Here is a 23,272-nt window from a genome sequence, read left to right as displayed (position 1 = left end):
TTTATGCAACGGACGTTATTGAATATCTAAAAAAATCGGTGTGTGGTCGCTTGCTTTGCGGATATGCCAGAAGTTCTCCCACCAGCGGAAGGCCTCGACAGGATTCGTATAATTCGGATAGTTTGCAATCGGAATATTCATTGTGCTCACATAGGGATTAGGAAAGCCGAGCGCGGCATCCACGGAGGCTTTCTCATATGTCGCCTGATTCGCCGCTGTTTTCGTCCGGTGCCAGACAAGGAAATTGTCGATAAGCATGTGCTGTTGGTATGTATCCCAAGTGTCCGGCTTCGCATCCCTCTTCCTATAATAGTGAGTCGAATAATCCTCGTTCTTCTTGAGCATCTTGCGAAACCGGCGATTGCTTAGAGGTCGATATGCCTTATTCGCCGAATTCGTATGATAGTCATTCACATTGAAATCCCCCGCCGCGATGCTGATTGTCGGATCTGTTCCCCCTGTTGGCGTCAGCTCCGCAATTTTCCCCATAGAACGGGTACCTCCCAGATGAAAGCCGGGTGACGTATGCATAAAGGCCATGCGAATTTTGCGGTTATTTCCATACTGTTCGGTGAAATCGACGAGAAACGGTCGCCGGTTCTGGTCGTTCGGGAACAAAATCTCATTGCCATTCGTTTCGTAAAAGCGCACCTGTCCCGCCAAGGTCGTACTGTTCGTAATGGCCGCGTCATTCCAAATCGAATTTACTCCCGCATCATATTGCGCGGCTGCTCCCGCGCCCGGCTGCTGCGATTGATTGTTGATCCACGCATTTGGCCCGTTGAAGGTCACCCGGCTCGTGTCATAAAATACGCCGACCACCTCAGACTGCGCCCACGGCGTGTTGGCCGGCTTCTGCGTATTGCACTTGAGCGGTGGGACCAGCCGCCAATTGTTGTTGTTCGTCCATTGCTTGATGTAGTTCAACATAGCAACGAGCCCTCGCGCCCCTCCGGAATTGCGGTCCAGCAGCTCGCCCAAATCTTGATTGTCTGGCGCAAGTGCTTCCAAAATCGCGATCACCTCCGGCGTATGTGAGGCATTGCCGTTGCCGGTAAACACCATTTCCATGTATGCGAGCAGCTCATCGATAGGCAGCCGCAGTCTTTTCTTAGACCAATTTCCTGTAATGATCACCTTTGCTTGAAATTTGGCTTCTGTAAATTTTTCCACATTCCATACAAGCACCTTCACTGCTTCCACCTCACTTCCATCATTAATGCTGCTCCTTATGTGTTCTTTATCGCCGATTCGTCGGTGTACGAAGCGTACCAGCCAAGGCTGTCCGCCCGTGCTGACGGGTCAGGGTTGCCGAACAGCACGAAATCGACATAGGCGCTTGGCGGGAATTGCATCCCGAGGAAGCCGAGACGCAGGTTATTCAGAATAAGCGTATAGGACGTGCGCCCGGAAGCCGAGGTTCCCGTTTCCATACGGAACGCATCGATGGAGAAGCGCAGGATGTTCTCCAGCGCGAACATCTTGCCGCTGTCCCCGGTGCCGGGCAAGTACATCCCGGTGAACATGCTGATGCCGGCTTCCCCAGGCGACCAGGCTGCGAGAAGCTTCGCCGTAAATCCCGCTTGGCTCGCCAGCGCGCCCAAGCTGCCCAAGTTCAGCTCGAATTCCAGGCCATACCAAGGATACAGAAGCGACGTCTCGCTGATCGGTGTCTGAACGCTATGGTAGCCCAGACTTGCGGGTGAGCTGCCCTCGTCCGCTTGGATGAACCCGGCAAGCTTCAGCGGAAAGTGGCGGTACAAGCTATCGTGACGCGCTTGGCTTGCTCCTAAGTTGAAGGCAAGATTTTCAGCGTCAAATACGAACTGTTTGTTGTCCGGATTGGCCTGCGGGAAGCGCATATGCAAAGCGAGATTGGAGAAGTTCAGCTGACCGTTGTCTCCATCCGGACCGTTGCCGAAGGAGAACAGGTCGAATTCGGGCCTGTGCTTGAAGCGCAGGTTGCCAGAGAAGGCGAACCGGCTTTCGATGTCTCGACCCTCCTCCTGCTCTTCCGCTGTCGTCTCCGTCAGAAATTGGGCGCGCAGCAGTTCCACTTCCTCCAGCACTTCGCTGCGCACACGGAATCGAAGATCCTGTTCATTCAGGAACACATAGGTCTTCCTGCCCGCCTGCTCTTGATAAACCCCGTTTAACGCCATAACATTGGATTGTCCCTGCGCGCCTTGCAGCTCTACCGTGTCACCGAACAATTGATTGACCAGCAGCTCTACGCTGCTGGAGAAACGCTTAATCGCGGAATTCTCGAATTGCACCTTCAGCGTCTTGACCCTATAGCGATAGACCGAACCGTCCTGCCGCATCGGCGTTTCATCCTCATAGTAGATGAGTCCGAACATGGAGCTGTCCTTGAGCCGAATCGCAACCGGCGCATCGCTAAGCCTTTCGGCGTCCTGTGCAAGGTGCGCTCCCCCGTCCTGAATCACAATCGGATCAACGTCCTCCTCATCCACGAGCACCGGACTGCTATGTATGCCGATATGATGCGCCTTGAAATCGGCTGCAGCAATGCCCGCACGCAGCCCCGCCAGCTCGGGTGGTAAATCCTCCAAAGGCGTGTGAACGTTCAGCGCGAGCAGTCCGGTCCAGCCAGGACTGTTCAGCAGCTCCGCGAATACGCGGAATTCCTCATGCGTCTTGGCCATCTCTTCAGCGTTTTCGAAAATACGCTGCACATGAAGCTGCGTCAATCCTCCTTCATTGAATGCATACGCCATCGTCCACGATTCCAGATTGGCGGCCAATTCCTTCAAGCTGCCTGTACAATACTTGAAGATGAGAATCGTATCGGCTGCAGCCCATTTGGAAGGTTCCAAATCGAAAGAGAAGCCTTCTATCGCCAGCATCGATGTTAGCCATGCTGCATGCTGCGCAAACTTCGGGCCTTCGGCTACAAGGAACAGCTGGTTGCTCTGCAAGGCTTCCTTGAGCGGGCCGCTGATTGAGCCTCCCCCAGGCCCGGCCAGTTCCAGCGTCTGCTCTCCCTGCTGAGCTTGGGCCAGCACAAGCGACTGCCAGGATGTGGCTTCCTGGTTGAACTTGGCCAGCCATCCCTTCCGTGTCACCGCTTGTCGTGCAGCCGCCTGCTGCCTTGCACTTGCCGATGCCTGCTGTATAGGGCTAGTGCTTAACGACGCTTGCTGCTTGTCATTCCATGCTGCTTGCTCTTGCAGCACGTCGCCTGCTTTCGGCAGTGCCTTCCCGCTCTGTTCGGTCGCCTGTACAATTCGCGCTTGTCTTGCCGGGGCCAGCACCTTCTTCTCGAATGCCGCATATTGCTCCGCATTGGGCAAGCCCTGCAAATTTCCGTACGGTGCCGCAGGAAAGGCTTGCCGGGTGTGAGTCAGGGCGGGCAGCGGCTTCACGGCAATTTCCATGTAGCCTGTAATCGGATTCGCCGCAGACGATGCCTCACCGAGCTCATACAGCACCGATTTCTCCGGCTGGGCATAGTATGCGACGGCTTCGTCTTGCTGGGAAGTGACATACAGATAAGCGGTCAGAGCATTATCCGCCAATCCCTCTCCTTGTTCGCTATGCTTGGTAAATCCGGGCGCATAAGCAGGCTGTCCCGGAACGAAATGCAAGCGATTGCCCGCTTCCGCTAGGCTGCCGGCGTACTCAAGCGCCGAGGTGCCGAGCATGAGCCGGAATTGGGGCGTCTGCTCTGATGCTTGCAGGAAGGCGACGTCGCTGCCTGTCGCTTGTGGCAGAGCCCCGGCAGTCCCTTGCTTCGCCTTGGCACCTATGTCCGCCTTCTCCCGGTTAGCGCTGGCATCCCCCCCCTGCTGCTGCGCTGCCGTGTCTAAGCACCTCGAATGCGCCGCAAGGCACAAGGGTAAAAGGATCGGCATCCGTCTCTGTCTGCGCCGCAGGCTGGACGGCGAACACCAGACTCGCATTGCCGCCAGCCACTGGGCGCACCTGCACCGACTGGCCGGTCCACGTCGTATAATGTGTATCCAGCACCTGCACCGCTCCTCCGTTATCGGCGGCGAATGCGAAGCAGGTGCGGGCGGCTGCCAGCGGATTGATGGGATCGACACTGGCTTCCAGGCGAATGCTTCGGCCGGCTGAACCGAACACCCGGTAGCGCAGCGACTGCAAGTACCCGGGATAATCCGGGTGATCGTAATAGTAACGCAAGCCCGCATCGAGAGCGTCCCAATCATCCGCTCCATTCGAATGCTGTGCTAGCAGCAGCGAGAAGGCCAGGCAGCCAAGCGCGCCGCCAGAGAGCGGCAATGCAATCGATGCCTCCGGCACATACTGCGCTGATCCGGATCCCGATTGCCAGTAGCACCAGCGGTCGACGCCCGGCGGCTGGCGCAATGCAAATCCGGCAGGAGCGTCCGAGCCGCGCAAGCCCACTGTCGCATTCGCCCCAATGACGAGGCGATAGTTTCGGAAGCGAAGCTGCGCGAGCTTCGTCACTTTGCCAGCGCTGTCCGCCTCGATATATTGCGGTGCCCAGTTTGCGGCAGGAGCGTTCGGGTCACTCAGCCAAATCAAACGCACCTGTCGGCCTGCACCTGTGTAGAACTTGCGCACATTAGCGACGAAGGTCGGCTCATCGATGGGCTTGGCGTTCAGGAACATGTACATGCCGCCCTGTATTTCCCAGCTTGCCTGCAAGCTCAGCGGACTAGGCGGCAGCTTGTCCGGCGGCGGGAGAAAAGCGCACTGATAGCTGTCCAAGCCGGATTCCTCGCTTGCGCTCGTCATGTAGTACAAATCGCTCTGCCCGCTCTTCGCGAAGATCGGCTCACTCATGACTTAGTCCCCCTCTGTTCGCTCCAGTTCCAGCTCCGGCTCGGCTGCCTGCTTCTGTATGCAGCCAAATCCGGTCTCCATGCAGCAAGGGCAAGTCGTAGCAACTCCTGTCTTGTTCATAAGGCTGAAGCGGGTAATCGTCCAGTCGAATTTTCGCATAGGACTGTGTCTGAACCGCTGCGCGCGCTTCCGCTGCAGTGCCGATGATGTTCGCAGTGCTGCGCTCCATGTTCCAGCCTGCGAGAAACTGATTGGCCGGATGCCATGCACCGCCGAATTGTGCCGCTACGTCACGCAGCGTAGATCCGACGGACACGTAGCAGGTCTGCCCGTTTACTGCAATCGGAATTTCCGGCACCAGCACCGCACGTCCCCGGAAATAGTTGACGATAATCTTGTCTTCATAGCCATCGAAATTGCCCATGCTTACATACTGGGCGGTTGCCCCTGCCAAGTCCGCATAACAATCCGCGCCGAGAATAAGGATGTGATCGGTGCGATCCGCATTCCCCATGCTGCTGCTCTCCGGGAAGCTCTGCGGATAGAGCAGCCGATACAACCGGCGGCGGCCGCCATTCTCGCTGTACAGGTCAATCGACCCGCCTGCGCCGCCAGCGGCTTGCGGAGCCGGAACACTCGGACGCTCGCAGCGTGACAGAAATGCGTCAAATCCGGTTAGCACACTGTTCGCCTGCCAATATTCACCGATAGCAACCCACTGCGTCCCGCTCGGCACGAAGCCGTTCAGCTTGTCTGTGACCGGACTTGGCGCGCCGACGAATTGCCGGGCCTCCGCATCCAGCCGCAACCGCATGCCGGGCACGAGATCGACATAGCCGTTCGCTGGATTGAAGCCGTATGCGTATTGCAGCTGCTCGGTGAAGAGCAGTGGCAAGGATCGCGCGATCGCCTGACGAAGCATAAGGAAGGCTCCCGGCTTCAGCAGCGGCACGCTCCCATCGCCTCCACCCTCATCCGCCGACGGGTCCAACTGCTGCAGCAGCCGATCATACGCTTCCCACAGCGCGTTCCGGCTCTGCGCATCGAACTTCCAGGCAGGCCCGGACTCGGCTACAGTTAGCAAATATGGGTAATTCGGCGGTGCATCGTCCGGTCTTGTCCATACGAATACGTCCGAATCGATGCCCGGTTGTGCATTGAACACATCGGGCACATACAGCCGAATATCTTGCGATCCCGGCGGCCGCTGATCTGATCGGTATACATATGCCGGCTGCTCGCCCGACGCCTGTGACACATAATAACTGGCCCCGTCTCCATACAGATGAACAGCGGCGCTAACAGGCCCGCTCGCCACCTCGCCTATCGCCTGCACGGTTGCCAGCGTCTGGTTGTCGGCAAATTGCTGATTGCCGGCATAGCTCGTATCCGTCGTATAAAAAGTTAGCGGATGTCCGCCGTTCGCATCCGTCACTGTGACAACATAGCCGCGAATCGCGGGCTCCAAACTGGCCGTCCAGCATAAGCGCCAGGCATAACCGTTGATGGAAGCTTCTGTAATGCGTGGCACGCTCACGACGACCAGATACGCCTCGCTTAGCGGTCCGCTGCGCGCTTCCGGCTGCTCGCCAACTGCTTGCAGCTTGACCGCATAGGCCAAGCCTTCCTTCACCTCGTACCCTTCTCCCTTGCGCGGGAAGACGACCGTGTAGCCGCCAGCGCCGTCTGTCTGGGCAGCTACCGGCTTCGCCAGCAGCTTATCCCCTTCATACAAATACCCGAGGTAGCCCGCTACGCCCGGCTTCGCCTCTGGTTCCGCCACTTGTACCACGATGCGGTCCGCATCCGTCTCGATGGAAGACGCGCCCGGCACTGCCGAAATGATGGACGCCGCCTCTCCCGGCGCGCCAACGGCTACTCCGCTCACCACCGTCACCCGCACGCTATACGTTCCCGACGCCTGCAGCGCCACGCCGAGCAGTGCTTCCGCGCTGCCACTCGCAGCGCTATGCACAACTTCGCCGCTTCCCGCCAGCACTTCCACCCGGTAGACGGGACGCTCTGTCGACACCGATTGCCAAGCGACATACAGGAAGCCGTCCGCATAGCTCGTCCTGCTCACTGCTACCGTCTCGGTCAGCACCCTCACCGTGGCGCCTGCCGGTCCTCGCGACAGCGCGCTGCGCGCTATGACCATCACGGTTCCGCCCCTGCCTGCCGGCAATGCCACAACCGCCTCGCTGCTGCTGGTCAGCGTAGTCGTCTGGCCCTCGCTATCCGCCACCAGCACCACATACCCGCTCACGGCTGATTCTCGGCTCGGCTCCCAACGAACTGCCACCTGACTCGCCGCACGGTCATACACAACCGAGGTCATCCGCAGCACGCTCACGATGACCGGATACGCCTCGCTTAGCGGTCCGCTGCGCGCTTCCGGCTGCTCCCCAACTGCTTGCAGCTTGACCGCATAGGCCGAGCCTTCCTTCACCTCGTACCCTGCCCCCTTGCGCGGGAAGACGACCGTGTAGCCACCGGTGCCGTCTGTCCGGGAAGCCGCCGTCTTCGCCAGCAGCTTATCCCCTTCATACAAATACCCGATGTAGCCCGCTACGCCCGGCTTCGCCGCTGGCTCTGCCACCTGCACCGCTATGCGGTCCGCATCCGTCTCAATGGACGTCGCGCCCGGCACTGCCGAGATGATGTCGACACCCGGCCCGGGCTTGCCCCATGAGCGATCGCCGACAGGGCGGAGCCTAACCTGATAAGCAGCTAGCGGATCAAGCTCGAGCGGAATCTCGGCACGATTCACATTCGCACGGCAAGTCGTGCTGCTTAACCTTACACCTTCGTTCCATATTTGAATCTCATAATCGTTCACGCCCGGCATCGGTTCGCCCGGCCACGCCACTGACAATGTCTTGCCGTTGTACAGAACGGCGCCAATCTGACGCTCTTCCGCCAAGAACGGAACCTTGTCACTCACCGGACTGCGCGATTTGCCGAGCAAGCCAAGCACTCGCACTTCATATTGCGCATCCGGGTCCAACCTGTCCGGCAACGCCAGGCTCGCCGTATTTCCTAATATTGTAGCTTGCGCAATCGAGGTATTGCCTTGTATCAGAGCTGCTTTCCCATACACCGGGATGGGTTCAATAGGCAAGTAACGCCAAGTAATGTGCGCGAAACCCGCTTCATGAGCGACACGCTCTATGCTTGGCGGAACAACGAGCACGGGCTCGCGCGGGCTCTCCGGCCCGGCGCTGCTGCCCGACCAATAGCGCAGCGTCCCCGCATAGCGATAGGACGGGTCCAGCACATGTCCGAGCTCGATAGTTATCGAGGTGGATGACGCTTTGTTCTTAGCCTTTGCTGCATCCCCCTCGTACAACGTTAATTCAACCATCGTATCCTCGGGAAGCGGCGGGTTGCAACCCGCCTTCACGATAGACAGCTTGCCGTCCGGTGAAATCTCATAGCCGATCGCGTTGCAGATCGGCACTTGTTGCACGAGCGGCAGCTCAGGTGAAGCTGGCCCCTGTGAAATGCCCTTCGTCGGGTAGAGGATGATGCTGTACAGCCTTCCCTCAATCCAAAGCCCTGCGACGGAGAAGCTGCCGCCGTTCCCGCTCAGCTGCTCAGTATGGACAGGGCGGCCGCTGCTTTTGTCCATGATGATGACCTTGCCCCCGCTGACATTCCCCAGCTTCGGGAGTTCCCAGCGGACTTCAAGGGTATCGCCATCATTTACAGCCTGCAGCCCCTGCAGCGATTCGGTAATCAGATCGACGGCCGGGCCGAACGGTCCGGGCGGGCCGCCGGGACCGTCGGTTTGGGCAACCTTAACCTGGTACAAAGTATTCGGCTCCAGCCTCATACTCGGAATCAGCTCCCCGCCAAAGCCAATGACACGCTTCTCCTCGAGCTGCTTGTCTCCCGTGAACAGGGCAATCACATAGAACTGGCCGTCAGAAGGCTGCCAATTCACTTGAATGCGATTCGCATTCTGGTTATAGATCACACCGCTTACTTGCGGCGGCGGTAAGTTCGCCATCCTCACACCTCTGCTTTCTTCCATGAATTGCGCTCTGCTTAACGGGCTGCCGCAATGTCCTCCAGCAAGCTTTCGAAGTCCTTGTGGAAATCCTGCGGCAGCCGGTGGAGAACCAGCTCATGGGAACGGTAGTGCGTGCGGAAATAGCGGGACTGCATCGCCTTGTCCCCCACCCATATGCCGTTGGCAAACATTGTCGTATCTCCGTACTCTTCAGGAGCGGCCAATTCCAGATTGATCATATACCCGTCGTAGTCGACCTCTTCTACGGAAGCTAGCCTCGCCGCTCCTTCTCTCGTCATGACCTGATCGCCGGCCTTGAGCTCCATGGCCAGCTTGAACCCGTCCGGTGTGCCGACGACATGGCAATCGGACAATGTGAGTTCTTCGCCGTTCTCGGTTACAAGCTTGTATGCCGGCCCGTCATGCTTGCCGACGTATGTAGCGCCGACTGCCAGCTTGTCGCCGTTCGCGCTCACCAGCACCTCTTCCCCGCCGGACAGCTCCTCAATTGCAGCCTCGCGCCCGTCTGCCAGCGTAATGCGAGAACCCTTCGCCAGACAATGCCAAGTGAAATTGAACGGCCTGATATACAACGTTCCATCCAGCGGGTCCCAATCCGGGAAATCACTGCTCTGAATGTTGGCGTTGACGAAGAAAGTTCCGCTGTTCTGTGTTTTTATGGAAATATTGCAGTAGAAATAGACGATCGTATCCGTGCTCCAGGGCGCCTTGCCGAACACAATCGGATTGCCGTTGTCAGTGCTTTTGGGATCAGTGGGAGCGGGTTTGTTGAACAGGAGGGTGCAGGGATCGCTCGGGTCTACGGTGAAATAGGGGTATACTTGGTTCTCAACGTCCTCCGGATCTACCTTCAAACCGCCTGTTGCCATCGCCACAGCGAGGTTGATGTAAATGTTCTGCTTCGGCACAAGCGGCTGGATAATCGGACTCTGGAAGGTGACTTTGCCTGCAAGCGGGACCATGACGGTCTTGTCGTCCCATAGCTGCTGATTGAACCAGTAGTCGACATTGTCCCGATTGCCGACGCCGCGGCTCAAGCCGATCGTGATCACCTTGGCATTCGGGTCTTTGGGAACCGGCTGGGTAATCTCAGGGTCTGCGACCGGTCCTTTGTCGATTTCCCGGGTAACCACAAGGTGCTCTGTAGGAGAATTGACTGTCTTCGTGTAGGCCACAAACAGAGCGGCCTGCATGCGCTCCGGCGCTCCCTTGTCGCTCTTCGCCTGAATCGGCGTAAATTCGCCCTCGCCCATTACATGGATGTTCTCCGAAGCCAGCAAGTCCTGGTTGTCTTTATCGAAAAGCTGCAGCGTCAAAATCACAGAATAAGCGCCGCCGATATAAGTGGACAGTCCTTGTGCCACTGCCCTTCCCATCAGGTCGATGGCCAAATTGTTGATCAGGTTCGCATCAGTGAATCCGTCGGTCCCCTGATCATACTTCACCGCCAAATCCTTGCCTCTTACGCCTGCCTCGCGGGCCATCTGAAGCTGCAGGCTTAATTGAGGATACCGTTGCGGAGTAATGCCAAGAAAATCATAGTGGCTTTTGACCAAGCGATAATCCTCATCATTGGCCATGTTCAGCGCAAGCGCACCATCGGCGCTGCGCTGCGCCTTGTCGATGATTACTTTTAAATCTGCCTTGTATTGCTGGTCCAAAACGGGCATTTCTGAAACTTTACGAATTGCCATACATGAATTCCTCCTCCTATTATTGATAGAACAATTCCATTGCAAACGCTGCCATCCAACTGAGGAACCAGCAAGCTGTCCTCCCTTCTACGAATAAAGTCGATCAGACGCAATAGATGCCAAAAAATGTAGAATGCCAGACACCTCTACTGTATCATAATCGGAATATTGGGATGTGTATTTTTTTTCTGAAATTTATATCAATTGAATCGCGCAAATTTTGGTTGTCGGCATTCGATAGGAAAAAAAGAAAAGCCGGCTGCCAAGCAGCCGACTTTCTCTTGTATAGAGATGCCTTACGGGGCTGTTCCCCATACAAGGACGCCGTTCTGGTAAAGCGTTACCCGATCCCAATCCGTGAAGGAAGTTTTGGCAGGATCGTAGGAATAGTCATTGGATTCGTTGAAATTGGACCAGTCCGTCTTGGACATGCGAAGCTGAATATCGCCGCTCTGACCGCCCGGCTGGATAGAGCCCGCGCCGGATGAGAAGCTAAGCTCTACATAGGTGTCCGCATTCGTGCCGGATGTGCTGTGGAAGGTGGCCGTAATATTGCTTCCGCCCACCTGTGCCCAATCGATCCAGGCGTTCACGTTCTGATTGCCGTCCTTCGTGAAGTAGTAGCGGATTTTGAGCGAGCTTAGATCCACCGGACTGCTTCCGTTATTTTTGATGTTGAAGTGCGGCTTAATCTGATTATCGGTTGCGTTCGTATCCGCAGCACGATATTGGACGACGAGATTGCCGGTCGGAATCGGACCGCCGCCTCCGTCTTGAGGCGTTGCGCTCACTTGCGATGAGTTGGCGCTCGATCCTGCGCTGTTCTCGGCACTGACTACATAATAGAAAGTAATCCCATTCGTCGCATTGTTATCCGTAAAGCTTGTGCCGCTTATCGTGCCCATAATGGCGTACGGTCCGCCGTTGAAGACCGAGCGCTTGACGGTATAGCTCGTGGCGCCGCTAGACGGATTCCAGCTTAAGGACACTTGTCCATCGCCCGCAGTTGCCGTCAGGCCGGTTGGGGCAGCCGGCACTCCCGGACTGCCGCCATTGTCATTGAAATATTGCCTCAACCACTGCAAAGCAGGACGTTCCTGCCCCGAGCTTGTAATCAAGCCGGTGCCCTCTCTCCAGGTTTCTCCGACAATGTATCCCCACAAGGTGATGCCCGCCACATTCGGATGCTCCCACAACACCGGGAACTTCTCCTGATAGCGCTGCAGCTGGGTATTGTCATCCCCCGTCATGTCCAGCTCCGTAACGTAAATCGGCAGGCCGGTTGCCGTCAATTTGCTCAGCACCTGATTCATGGTGCTGACAGACACATAATCCATGTTGAAATGATGCGCCTGAATGCCGATGCCGTCAACCAGCCCCCGGCTTTTCAACAGATTAATAAGCTGCACGTATTGATCGGCTTTGCTCGGATCGCCGATGATGCCGTAGTCATTAATATGAAGCTCGGAATTCGGGAAGGCTTGCCGCGCCTGCTCGAAGGACCAAATTACCCAGTCCCAGCCTGTCGCGCCATCGCCGCCAATGGCATTCTTATAGCTCGGCGGCGCGTGCAAAGGCTCGTTGACAACGTCTACGTACTCCGCATCAATGTAGCGCTGCCCTGCATCCCGAATCCACTCCTCCACTTCCGCCCGCTGCTCCGCCGCAGAAAGTCCCGATACCCAGCCGGGCTCCTGACTGCCCCATACGAGCGTATGAAAGCGGAATGGGAAGCCCTGGCTCTTGGCATAGTTGTAGGCTTGATCTGCGCCGCTCCAGTTGTAATTGTCACGCGAGGACTCGACCGATCCCCACTTCGTCGCGTTTTCCGGCGTAACTTGATTCCAATACTCAGCGAAATGCGAGGGAATGCCGCTATTGCCAATAACGTTCCCCAGAAATTTGCCATGGCCGTCAGCCAGTCCAGCCTCCGCGCTCGGCAGCAGCGCCGACGTGAACAAGGAGCCGACCAGCGACGCCGTAGCGACAAGCTTGATCCACTTTGATTTAAACACCATTACCCCTCCTTAAAAATAGCATCATGCTGTCTAGTACGAGTTGTTTGTGTCTGACTAAGCGAGGCACTAACAAAATCCTACTAGTTCTGATTTCGCGTCGCGATCATCCCCTTTTCTCCGTTGAACTAGGCTTGCTTTTTCCACCCGGATATCTCCTCCCTCTCCTGCCCAATCAGAATCCAGAAGTGGACAAGCCTTCCTCTATTATACTAAAATCCCAAGTTGAAAGCGCTTCAAAAATTAAGTGTTTCTCTTAGGAAATTTAAGTTTTTCACCCCTGCCAGAAAGATTCGGGGCGGGATTGAACACACTGGCTCCCCATAAACAAGAAGCCGCCCCGCCCGTGTGGGTCGTGGCCGCTCCTTGTCTATGCCAAGCTTATTCATCTGATCGCCCATACGATTCAAAACAATCGCACAACCCGCGGCTGGCCTTCCTGCATTTCTACCTCCATGAACGAGACGCGCTTCCCGGTCTGCCGATGCCACTGCTCGATCTGCTCTTCATTCATGGCAAGCAGCTGGCGCTGCTGCTGTCTGGCCGTCTGCTGCTGCCATTTGCGCACAACGTCATCGTAATGGAAGAACGTCTCTCCCCTGCGAATAGCCGGCTTTGCCGCGGATTCGAACCGGAAATGGGAGGTTGCGGACAGGGAGGCCGGCCTTGCTGCCAGCATCGCATCGATCAAGGCTGCGGTAATCGGCGCCCCTGTCTTCAGCTCCACGTCCATATATGCCGGCATGCTGTTGCACTCCAATAGCACATAGCTGTTCCCGTTGCGGCGCAGATCAATGCCGGTAAAGCGCAGACCAAGGCAATTCGCCGCCTTCCTGCACACGGCTGCCACCTCCTCCGGCAGCGCAATCAGCTCGTACTCGGCCATCCCGGAACCATAATCGGGATCCGTGCGGTAATCAAGCGTTCCCGCAGCTGTATGGATGACGTGGGCCGAGATGACTTCGCCGTCCAGCATATTGACGCGCACATCTTCGCCCGGAATTTCTTCCTGGAGAATGACGGGCTCGGCTGCAATCAGGTCGAGCCGCTCCTGCATAGAAGCGTCCACCTTGCGGCAGTAACTGCCGCCGCGAATCGGCTTGCAGACAGCCTTTCCGACCTTTCGGATGAACTGCCGGGCGATTTCGGGGGAGGATGTAATGCAGGTCTCCGGTAGCGGAAGGCCTGCCTGCTGGAGCGTATGCAGCTGCACATATTTCGCCCGGTTGCCCGGCTGGTTCAGCACGGCAACCCCGGACGCTGCCATAATGCCCAGCCAGCTTTGCACGACTTCCACTCTCGCGGCGAACTGCATGTTGTCGATCAGCCGCTTGCCTGCATCGGCGTTCGCCAGCGGATCGGGATTGTGTGTCAGCACGCCGCGGAAATATACCGCCTGCACCGGAGGCAGCGGCTTGCCGTCGTACAGCAGCTGGTCGTTCAGGAGAGCGTAATCATGTTGCAGCGGCGACCCCAGCTCTGCATAAGGGATCCCCCGTTTCTGCAACTGAGCGATCATATACTGGCAATGAATATCATTGGCTGGATTCATCACTACAATCGTCATCATGTCTTCACCTCTCTTGCTCTTATTCTTGATTGATCTGTATGTACAGAGAACGGGACAGGCCCGCGCCCATCCCGTTCGTCGTGCTTACTCCTCGCCAATGGCCATAGTCGTAGCGGAATCTTCCTCGCCGACAGCCATCGTCGTATAGACGGGCTCGCCTTCCTCGCCGAGGGCCAGCGTCGTAGCCATGTCTTCCTCGCCAATGGCCATAGTAGTGACTACCCATTTGCTGCCGCCATTCGTCTCAATCATTTCATCTACGGACAATTCCACATGCTTGGCATTCGCTTGGAATTTCTCCATGAGCGTCTGCATTTGCTGAGCGTCCAGCTGCATCTTCATTATTGTCTCACCTCCTTTCCAGCATGATATATAGCAAGGCCCAAGGCCTCGACTACCTGTAAGGATTATTCGCGGGATGCGCCGATCAGCGCAGGGCAGATTGATTCGGCAATCCTATGCCGGGGTGCTGCTTGTCCCACATCGCCGCATAACGGCCTTGCCGGCGAAGCAGCTGCTCATGCGTGCCTTCCTCGACTGCCTGCCCGCGCTCCATGACGACAATCCGGTCGCAGGAGATAATCGTATGCAGCCGGTGGGCTACATGGATGATGGTCTGTTCTTTGCAGCTCGAGCGAATATATGCCAGAATCGCTTCCTCCAGCTGCACGTCCAGATGACTGGTTGCCTCGTCCAGGATGAGCACATCCGGGTCGCGCAGCAGAGCGCGCGCGATCGCCAAGCGTTGCTTCTCCCCGGAGGACAAATTGCCGGCGCCCTCCTCAAGCCAGGTATGATAAGCGCGGGGCAGCTCTTCGATGACCTCTTCGAGCTGGCATCCGCGGCATACCTCCCGGATTCGCTCATGCGCGATCTCGCGCCCCAAGCACAGATTGTCGAGCACGGTGCCGTGGAAGAAAGACAGCTCCTGCGATACATATGCGATGCGGCTGCGCAGCAGGCCGGGATCGATATGCTGAATGGGGACGCCGTGGATGCGGATTTCCCCTTGCTCGGGCGGATACAGATGGAGCAGCAGCTTGACGAGCGTCGACTTGCCTGAGCCGCTCTCCCCGACGAAGGCGATGCTCTCCCCCGGACGAATCGTCAGCGAGAAGCTGCGCAGCAGCAGCGCCTTCGTGCCATAGCGGAATGAGACCTGATCGAAGGACAGCGGCCCCTTCCAGTCTTGCGGAACTATGGCTTCCGTCTCGTTCCCGACAGCAGCATGCTCGGTCCGTTCCTTCTCCAAGTCCATCAAATCCCACATCCGCTCCCCGGCAACGAGCGCCGTTGTCAGATTCGGATGCAGGTTGACCAAATTTTGTATCGGCTGAAGAAAATACACGAGAAGCGCCTGGTACGTAATCAGCTGCCCGACGCTCATGCTGCCCCGAAGCACCTCCCTGGCTCCAAGCCACAGGATGACGCCGCCGCTCAGAAATTGCAAGAGCAGCTTGATCGAGGATTGTGCGTTCAGCAGGCTTCCCTGCCTCCATACCGCATGCAGGACGCTGTCGAGCCGACCTCCCGTCTCCCGCTCGGCATGCTGTTCGGCATGATAAGCCTTCAAGGTCTCCATCCCGCGGATAGAGTCCGTCACATAAGCCTGAAGCTGAGCGTAATGCTCCATCGTCCGCCGATTGGCCCGCTCCAAGTAGCGGTGGGAGACGCCCATCAGCAGCACATACAAGGGAATGACCGTGATGGTGACAAGGAACAAAAACGCGCTTTGCCTGAACAGCATCCAGCCGCCTATCAAAACAAGCAGCGTATCGATAAAGACCGTCAGCGAAACATTCGCCAGAGCCTCGCGCACTTTCCCCGCATCCATGAAGCGGGACACGATCTCCCCGGCCTTCCTGCGGGCAAAAAAAGCAGCCGGCAGCTCCAGCAGATGCTGATAGAGCTTGCGCTGCAGCGTCTCGTCCAGCTTCCTGCCAATGTGAATGAGCCATTGCGTGCGAAGCGCGCTCAACCCGACCTGAACGATATAGACCGAGACAAGCGCAATGGAGAGTGCGTGCAGCAAGGACATGCGCTGGCTCGGCACCAGCTCGTCCAGCAAATATTGATAATAGAAAGCGCTTGCGATACCGAGCACCGTGTACAGAATGGATAAACCAAAGATGTAGAAAATCGTTCGCCGATGCGGTATCAACAACAGAAGCAGCCTTGCCAATCTTCCCGGCGTTTGCGCTCCTCCGCGAACGTCGCCGGTTGGCGAGACGAGCAGCAGCACGCCGCTCCACCGCTTGCAGAACTCAGGAATGGACATCCGAACGATACCCTTGTCCGGATCGCCAAGCAGTACGGAATCGGCTTCCACCCGCAGCAGCACCTGATAATGCGGCCTGCCGCTGTCCGCAAGCGTATGAACCAAACACGGAGTCGGCACTTCAGCCAGCCCGTCCGCCGATATGCGAACCGATCTCGCTTGAAAGCCGTAATGAAGAGCGGCCTTGGACATCCCCAGCAAATTGGTGCCATCCATATCCGTGCACGCCAATTCCCGGATTTGCGAAAGCGGAGCCCGTATGCCGAACATGGACATGATCGTTGCCAGGCAGGCCGGACCGCAATCCGACTCATCCATCTGACGCACGAGATGCCGTTGATAAAACCGCTTGTTCATCGGATTCACCTGCCGCTTGGTTCTGATAGCTTAAGCATGGGAGCAACCTGACTTGCTGCGTCAGGTTCTTGTATGAAGATTTCCTTGCAGGAGGCGAAAATCCTTTGACGAGTTTTGGCTTTTTTTGTCGAATATGCAAAATAAGACCTGTGTCCTAAAAGAGATTCATCTCTGTGACTAACGGATAATTGTTGATGTGACCAATGGATTATTTTGCTAATCGTACTGCCTATCTTTCTGAATTTATAGCCATTGCAACAGAACCATTCCATTCGTTATCTAATTTCCCCATGAAATCTGCACTAATTTTTAGAGTTTACTATGAATCTATGCTTGTTTTACATTAGTTGTGTATGCGCTTACAAATATTATGACATGGAGGTGAACCGGTTTACTTACTCATTTTCAACAATCTGAAGGAGGATGAATCATGAAAGGGAAAAACAAACCTGGCTTATCTTTGCTGCTTGCCTGCGCGCTCTTGCTTTCCCTCTTCGCCCCGGCTGCAGGAGCGGAGCCGAATGCCCAAGCCGTCAATATTCAAGCATATGTGGAAGCGATGCAGCCTGGCTGGAATCTGGGAAATACGCTGGACGCCACGGGCGGCGACGAAACCGCTTGGGGAAACCCCTACGTTACGAAGGCGCTGATTGACGAAATTGCCGCTCAAGGCTTCAAAAGCATACGCATCCCCATTACGTGGGATCATCGCATAGGCAGCGGACCGAACTATGCCATATCCCCTGCTTTCCTCGACCGTGTGGAGCAAATTGTCAATTGGTCGCTGGAAGCCGATTTGTATGTCATGATCAATATGCATCACGACTCGTGGCTGTGGGTCAACCAAATGGACACCAACCACGCCCAGGTGCTGGCCCGATTTAACGCCGCTTGGACACAAATTGCCGACCGCTTCAAGAATCACTCGCTCGAGCTGATGTTCGAAAGCATCAACGAGCCGCGGTTCACCGACGGCTGGGGCAGCGAATCGCCTGAGCATTACGAGCTGCTGCACGAGCTGAACGTCTCGTTCCATCAGATTGTCCGGAATTCCGGCGGCCTGAATGATGTGCGTCCTCTCGTTCTGCCAACGCTGGAAACTGCTACATCGCAGGAAAAGCTGAATGAACTCTATGACACCATCGTTCAGCTGAACGACCCGAACCTGATCGCTACTGTTCACTATTACGGATTTTGGCCGTTTAGTGTCAACATCGCCGGCTACACGCGATTCGAGAACGATACGAGAAACGATATTATCGATACATTCGATCGCACCTACAATACGTTCGTCGCCAATGGCATCCCTGTCATTCTGGGCGAATACGGCTTGCTCGGCTTCGACAAGCACACCGGCGTCATTGAACAGGGCGAGAAGCTGAAGTTCTTCGAATACCTGATCCACTACGTGCAGAGCAAGCAAATCACCCACATGGTGTGGGACAACGGCCAGCATTTCAACCGCAATACCTTCCAATGGAACGATCCCGAGCTGTTCCAGATGATGCAGGCGAGCTGGTCGGGGCGTTCGGCAGTGGCTGAGACTGACCTTATTCATCTGCGCCAGGGCAGCGCCGCGCAGGATATCTCAATTCCGCTGCAGCTGAACGGCAATCACCTGGTGTCGCTGAGCGTCAATGGGCAAAATCTGCAAAGCGGTGTCGATTATACGCTGAATGGCAGCGTGTTGACCTTCAAGGCAAGCTTCCTTGCCCAGTGGTCCAGCTCGACTCAGCTTGGCACCAATGCCGTGATCACTGCCAAATTTAACGGCGGTGCAGATTGGCGCTTCCGCGTTGTAGTCTTCGACACGCCAGTTCTGCTGAATACTACAGGAACGACGCAGAATTTCGCGATTCCGACTGACTTCCGCGGCGACAGCCTCGCCACGATGGAAGCCAAATACGCAAGCGGCGGCAATGCCGGTCCGCAGGATTGGACCTCGTTCAAGGAGTTCGGCTATGCCTTCTCCCCGTCCTATGCGTCCAACGAGATCGAGCTGCTTCCGGCGTTCTTCAATGAAGTTCGTGACGGCGAAGTCGTCCTGACGTTCCACTTCTGGAGCGGAGAGGTCATCACGTACACGATCACGAAGAACGGAAACAGTGTTGTCGGTGTCGCTTCCACCCAAGGCCCTGGACCTGGACCTGGACCTGGGCCCGGGCCTGGACCGAATGAAGATCTGTTGGTCCAGTACAGGGCCGCAGACACCAATGCTTCGGATAACCAGATCAAGCCGCATTTCAGCATCGTCAACAACGGAACAAGCGCTGTCGCGCTGAGCGATTTGACTTTGCGCTACTACTTCTCCAAGGATGGCTCGGCGGCTGTGAACACGTGGATCGACTGGGCTGCGGTCGGCGGTGCCAACATTAACCGGACCGTCACAGATACTTATGTGGAGCTAAGCTTCACGGCAGCTGCCGGCTCCATCCCTGCAGGCGGAAATTCCGGCGAAATCCAGCTCCGCATGGCGAAGAGCGACTGGTCCAATTTCGATGAAACCAACGATTACTCCTTCGACCCAACGAAAACCTCTCTTGCCGCTTGGGATCGGGTCACCCTGTACCGGAACGGCACGCTCGTCTGGGGCATTGAGCCTTAGACCCCTCCCCTCACCCACAAAGACCTTGAAGGGCCTGGCCCTTCGAGGTCTTTTCCTTGTCTTAGAATTTCGAACGCATGATGATTTCAGGTAAGGTTCTGTACGGCAACGTGCTGCTGCTTGCCTGCCCGATATCTGCTGAAAAAGTGACAAGAGCCGTGACAGTAGTGAAACGGAGGCGAGCGGAAGGATGACCGTGCTGCCGGTTGTACCTGTAGCGGTCAATCAGAAAGCTGTCGCTCCATTGGAGATACAAAATTTTTGTACGAAAAAAATTACACATCCTCTCGTTCAACTAGTTTTACAACAATATTTGAAAGAAATATCGTATAAAAGCCCCCCGTTTTTTGATGACACTCCTTCATTTTGAACGAAAATACGTTCAACAATTGAGCATAAACGCAAAGTCAAACTGTTTTTAAGTGAAAATTCGTACAAACCCCGACCAATGTGCGGCAAAGAACCCGACAGGCAGCGGCAGGAGCATCAGGTCAAAGCTTGGTCAAACAATCGTCTGACTGTACGATGCACGCGAGTTATAAAAAGCCGAACAGTAGTATCCACAACTTCTAACATATGCTATTTTAGTGATAGATTCATGAATATGTAAATATTGTCCGCGGGGTGATGCAATGCTCAAAAGATTTGTGATTCTATTATTCGCTATTTTCTTATCAGCTTGTTCATCCTCAGGTATGGCTACGCCTACCGATTCCGCTATCATCGATGAACAAAAAGAAGTAATCGGAGAACTGCAAGCGCATATAAGCAAGCAGCAAAGAAGATTGCAAGAATATGAAGAAGCAATGCGTGAGTACGAAATGTTGAAAGAAAGAATTTTGCATTTGACGGAAATGAACGACTTTATCTATGAAACTGCTTGTGAAAAAAGCAACGGCGTAGCGATTTATATAGAAGGTGTACCCGAAAACCAGGATAAACAACTCACTTACCTATTACGTGCCGCCATTGAGTTTTCCGATCACGAACAGCCTGCATTTTTATGGGACAATCGTGAAAAGGTTAACCAATTCTGCTCAGACGAATTTGACAAGGAGGAAAGTGTTTTGGGATGGAGCGGGTTCGATTCCAGATTTGGAAAAATAGACAATGAGAATCGCCAACTTACTTTTTACTTCAGCAGGGACGATGCTCTTCAACTGGCGTTTGGGAAGTATGCGCTGGCAGAATAGACAGATGGATGGATGCAAGAAATTCTCTCCTTTAGCCTCTTCTGTCTTCAAAGTTTATCTGATAATCATCCACTACCAGCCTGCCGTTCTCCTCTGCAAATATAAGCGTTTCACTTGTGCTGTAATAGGCCGGTTCGCTTGTTTGCGTCACATAAACAATCGTAGCTGTCCGATCATTCACTTCAATTGCATAGTCAACGACCCAAGGACTGGAATATCCGATATTGTAGTTCCAGTCTTCACCGCCGCGCACGATTTGCTCTTCTTCAAATTTACCCTTCGCTTTCATAGACATGATGTCGTAGCGCGGTTTTCCATCCCGCGATTGGAGCGCTTCTGCCCAAACTGCAGCAAGTTCTTTGAGCTGAGCTTCCCCATCATCAACTTCTCTGCTTTCATGAACGGTATTGATTGGGCCGGCAGTTTCCGAATTTCCCGCGGTGCATCCGCTTGCCAACAGGAGTGCGGCGACTGCTAATAAACAATAATGTCGTGCTGCTATCCGTAGTATGGTCAATTTCGTTCCCTCCATCTTTTCTGCATGCTGATCTACTGGTTTTTTGGGTCTAATACATTGTAGACGACATTGCATACTGTTGGGTTCATGATACAGCTTGGATACCAGGAACGCGGGCTTGGGCTTCGCCCCCTATATCCAAGCATGATTCATGAAACGCCGACGCGCTTCGGCAAGCGCCACGCGCAGACGATCATTGGCTGCCAGATACAAGCCGATCGCAATGATGATATTGTGATCACTCGGCTTTCCGGGATCATTCTGCACGAAATAGCGCTTAAACCCCGCCCCCATATTCGTATCTCGTATAGCGCCAGCCCAATGAGAAATCCCGCCTCAGCTGCTCTCTGTCGAACCGGTATAAGGGCAGTGAGGAGATGGCTTCCACCTTCTCGGGATAATAGATGGTCACCTAGTTGCGCCAATTGCCGGATGTGCTGGCTATGAACAGCTTCTCTTGAATCAGGGAACGGGTCTTGAGCATGGTGTAGTCACTTAAGCTTACATTGTAATTATACTCAAGCACATTGGTATCCATCAGAAGCCGGGTAGAGACAAGCTCGAACTTTTCTATACTGGAGTCCAGCTGAACGGTAAACAGCTCCATCTTGTTCAAGCTCGCATGAATCAATTCTTTTTCAATGACATCTACACTCTTCCTTGTAGAATAGTAGTTCAAGGATATGATGGGGATAAGCAGGATGAGGAGCATCAAGATAATTTTTGGGAAAATGTTCACCAGGACAGTAAGAGCAGCATAAGTGAATAGACCGGACTATCCGGTTGAATCTGTAGCGGTCGCCCATGTCCGTTAGAGCGCAAAAAGCGTTGCTTTGGATTTTCTAACGGTCGCTGATGTCCATTAGAGGCCAAAAATCATCGTTTTGGCCTGTCCATTCAAAGCTAATGGTCATCCGTTTCCGTTACAATGTCAAAAAACGCCCATACGCCTTGTAACGGGCATCCGTGTCCGTTAAAGTTACATTTCCAAACGGCTAAGTCAGCAGCAGTGGCTATCGGCAAGATCGAACCGCTAGTGGTCGCGCGTCATGCAGGGCAGGTAGAGGAGCTAAGTAGTGATCAGCAGTTGACATATTCCCCTGATCGGTTTTGCTGTCGAAACTGTTTGGATTGATATGACAGATCGTACGCTGTTCAATCAACGCTACCGCAGGATGCTATGCACGCATTAAAAAGGGATGAGACAATCGTCCCATCCCAGCACGCGAGCCAGACTTTTACAAATATGAATCGGTGTTAAGCAATGGAGGAATCAAGCTTCCATTCTGGACGATGCGGATGGCTCAATTGTTCTCGCTTCCGTCCTCCGGGCTGTAATCCAGATGCCGGACAGGACGAACAGCGCACCCGCCAGATGCCCCCAATGGAATGTCTCCTTCAAGAACAGATAAGACAGCAGGAGAGCAGAAATCGCGATGACTCCTGTGAAGACGGCGGAAGTGCTGGCCGGCACCTTAGACACGCCGTAGTACCAAAGAGCGAAGCCCACTACCGTCACGACAACCGCGTAATAGACGATGTACATCCAGTCCGCAGCTGTCGGCTGCGTGAAGTCGAATGACATGGCTTCATAGATGGCGAATGGCAGGAACATGACAAACCCCAGAACGGTGACGAGTGTGGCGATGGCCAGCGGTGACAGCCTGTAGGAGAGGACTTTGCCGAAAATGGTGAACAACGCTTCCCCGACGACAGCGGCCATAATGAGCAGCGTTCCGACCCAGGCAGGTACGCCCGGGACAATCTCCTGCGTATCCCCGCTTAGCAGATGAATCGCCGCAATGCCGAACACCGCGAACAGGATGCCTAGCCACTGCCGGCTCGACAATCTTTCCTTCAGGAAGAAGAAGGAGATGAGTGCAATCACCATCGGTGTAGTGCTGGTGATGATGCCGCTCTCGGTAGCCGTCGTATATTGCAGGCCGTACAGCAGGCATACGCTGAAGCCGAATACGCCGGTCAGCGATTGCAAGAACAGCACCCCCATATCCTTGCGTCCGACCTTCGGCAACCGCTTCTCCGCCAGATAGAGCAACGGCAGCAGCAAGGCTGAGGCCAGCCCGTACCGAAGTCCGGAAGCCAGATAGATCGGGAATGCCTCTACAATCCACTTCCCTACGACAAAGGAACTTCCGACCGTGGTCATCGCAACGATCATCGCCAGATAAGCTTTCATATGGTTGTTCATCCAT

General features: G+C 55.1%; 15 protein-coding genes and 1 pseudogene. 2 read left to right on the top strand and 14 right to left on the bottom strand.

Translation table 11 applies throughout. The features are described from left to right. Positions 1-15 precede the first annotated feature (15 nt). The 10 genes and pseudogenes from XYCOK13_RS04450 to XYCOK13_RS04410 form a co-directional block, all read right to left on the bottom strand. Complete coding sequence (locus XYCOK13_RS04450) at positions 16-1,194, bottom strand: hypothetical protein (RefSeq protein ID WP_213410685.1); 1,179 nt, start codon at positions 1,192-1,194, stop codon at positions 16-18. Positions 1,195-1,229: 35 nt separating this feature from the next. Next, positions 1,230-3,875: a hypothetical protein gene (locus XYCOK13_RS04445; RefSeq protein WP_213410684.1), complete on the bottom strand. Its 2,646-nt coding sequence runs from the start codon at positions 3,873-3,875 to the stop codon at positions 1,230-1,232. Continuing rightward, on the bottom strand, positions 3,787-4,794 hold the full coding sequence (locus tag XYCOK13_RS04440) for a hypothetical protein (RefSeq protein WP_213410683.1): 1,008 nt from the start codon (positions 4,792-4,794) through the stop codon (positions 3,787-3,789). Before XYCOK13_RS04440 ends, XYCOK13_RS04445 begins: the two co-directional genes overlap by 89 nt. Further along, positions 4,787-8,806: a fibronectin type III domain-containing protein gene (locus XYCOK13_RS04435; RefSeq protein WP_213410682.1), complete on the bottom strand. Its 4,020-nt coding sequence runs from the start codon at positions 8,804-8,806 to the stop codon at positions 4,787-4,789. The genes XYCOK13_RS04440 and XYCOK13_RS04435 overlap by 8 nt, the downstream gene beginning before the upstream one ends. 38 nt (positions 8,807-8,844) lie before the next feature. Next, the gene (locus XYCOK13_RS04430) at positions 8,845-10,524 is read right to left on the bottom strand and encodes a Hint domain-containing protein (protein ID WP_213410681.1); all 1,680 of its coding nucleotides are present in this window, start codon (positions 10,522-10,524) and stop codon (positions 8,845-8,847) included. Between the two features lie 296 nt (positions 10,525-10,820). After that, the gene (locus XYCOK13_RS22225; RefSeq protein WP_308443011.1) at positions 10,821-11,429 is read right to left on the bottom strand and encodes a cellulose binding domain-containing protein; all 609 of its coding nucleotides are present in this window, start codon (positions 11,427-11,429) and stop codon (positions 10,821-10,823) included. A gap of 153 nt (positions 11,430-11,582) precedes the next feature. Further along, positions 11,583-12,542 (bottom strand): annotated as a pseudogene (locus XYCOK13_RS22220) (endo-1,4-beta-xylanase); the annotation flags it as partial. A 403-nt stretch (positions 12,543-12,945) separates the two neighbouring features. Then, positions 12,946-14,109 carry an ATP-grasp domain-containing protein gene (locus XYCOK13_RS04420; RefSeq protein ID WP_213410679.1) on the bottom strand — a complete coding sequence of 388 codons (1,164 nt, stop codon included), beginning with the start codon at positions 14,107-14,109 and terminating at the stop codon, positions 12,946-12,948. Between the two features lie 84 nt (positions 14,110-14,193). Then, complete coding sequence (locus tag XYCOK13_RS04415; RefSeq protein ID WP_213410678.1) at positions 14,194-14,451, bottom strand: hypothetical protein; 258 nt, start codon at positions 14,449-14,451, stop codon at positions 14,194-14,196. 85 nt (positions 14,452-14,536) lie between these two features. Continuing rightward, on the bottom strand, positions 14,537-16,744 hold the full coding sequence (locus XYCOK13_RS04410) for a peptidase domain-containing ABC transporter (RefSeq protein ID WP_213410677.1): 2,208 nt from the start codon (positions 16,742-16,744) through the stop codon (positions 14,537-14,539). A 430-nt stretch (positions 16,745-17,174) separates the two neighbouring features. Here XYCOK13_RS04410 and XYCOK13_RS04405 point away from each other — a divergent pair, with 430 nt between their 5' ends. Together XYCOK13_RS04405 and XYCOK13_RS04400 are read left to right on the top strand one after the other, a co-directional pair. After that, entirely contained in the window at positions 17,175-19,349 is a 2,175-nt protein-coding gene (locus XYCOK13_RS04405) for a cellulase family glycosylhydrolase (protein WP_244864991.1), read from the top strand. 632 nt (positions 19,350-19,981) lie between these two features. After that, complete coding sequence (locus XYCOK13_RS04400; RefSeq protein ID WP_213410676.1) at positions 19,982-20,542, top strand: putative periplasmic lipoprotein; 561 nt, start codon at positions 19,982-19,984, stop codon at positions 20,540-20,542. A gap of 31 nt (positions 20,543-20,573) precedes the next feature. Here XYCOK13_RS04400 and XYCOK13_RS04395 read toward each other — a convergent pair whose 3' ends face one another. The 4 genes from XYCOK13_RS04395 to XYCOK13_RS04380 form a co-directional block, all read right to left on the bottom strand. Next, positions 20,574-21,074, bottom strand: a complete 501-nt coding sequence (locus XYCOK13_RS04395) for a hypothetical protein (RefSeq protein WP_213410675.1) — start codon at positions 21,072-21,074, stop codon at positions 20,574-20,576. A 117-nt stretch (positions 21,075-21,191) separates the two neighbouring features. Next, positions 21,192-21,353: a hypothetical protein gene (locus tag XYCOK13_RS04390; RefSeq protein ID WP_213410674.1), complete on the bottom strand. Its 162-nt coding sequence runs from the start codon at positions 21,351-21,353 to the stop codon at positions 21,192-21,194. Between the two features lie 118 nt (positions 21,354-21,471). After that, positions 21,472-21,798, bottom strand: a complete 327-nt coding sequence (locus XYCOK13_RS04385) for a hypothetical protein (protein WP_213410673.1) — start codon at positions 21,796-21,798, stop codon at positions 21,472-21,474. Positions 21,799-22,332: 534 nt separating this feature from the next. Further along, positions 22,333-23,268, bottom strand: a complete 936-nt coding sequence (locus tag XYCOK13_RS04380) for a DMT family transporter (RefSeq protein WP_213410672.1) — start codon at positions 23,266-23,268, stop codon at positions 22,333-22,335. Positions 23,269-23,272: the final 4 nt, after the last annotated feature.

The organism is Xylanibacillus composti (assembly GCF_018403685.1).
Classification (GTDB): domain Bacteria; phylum Bacillota; class Bacilli; order Paenibacillales; family K13; genus Xylanibacillus; species Xylanibacillus composti.
This window is presented reverse-complemented; position numbering and strand designations above follow the sequence as displayed.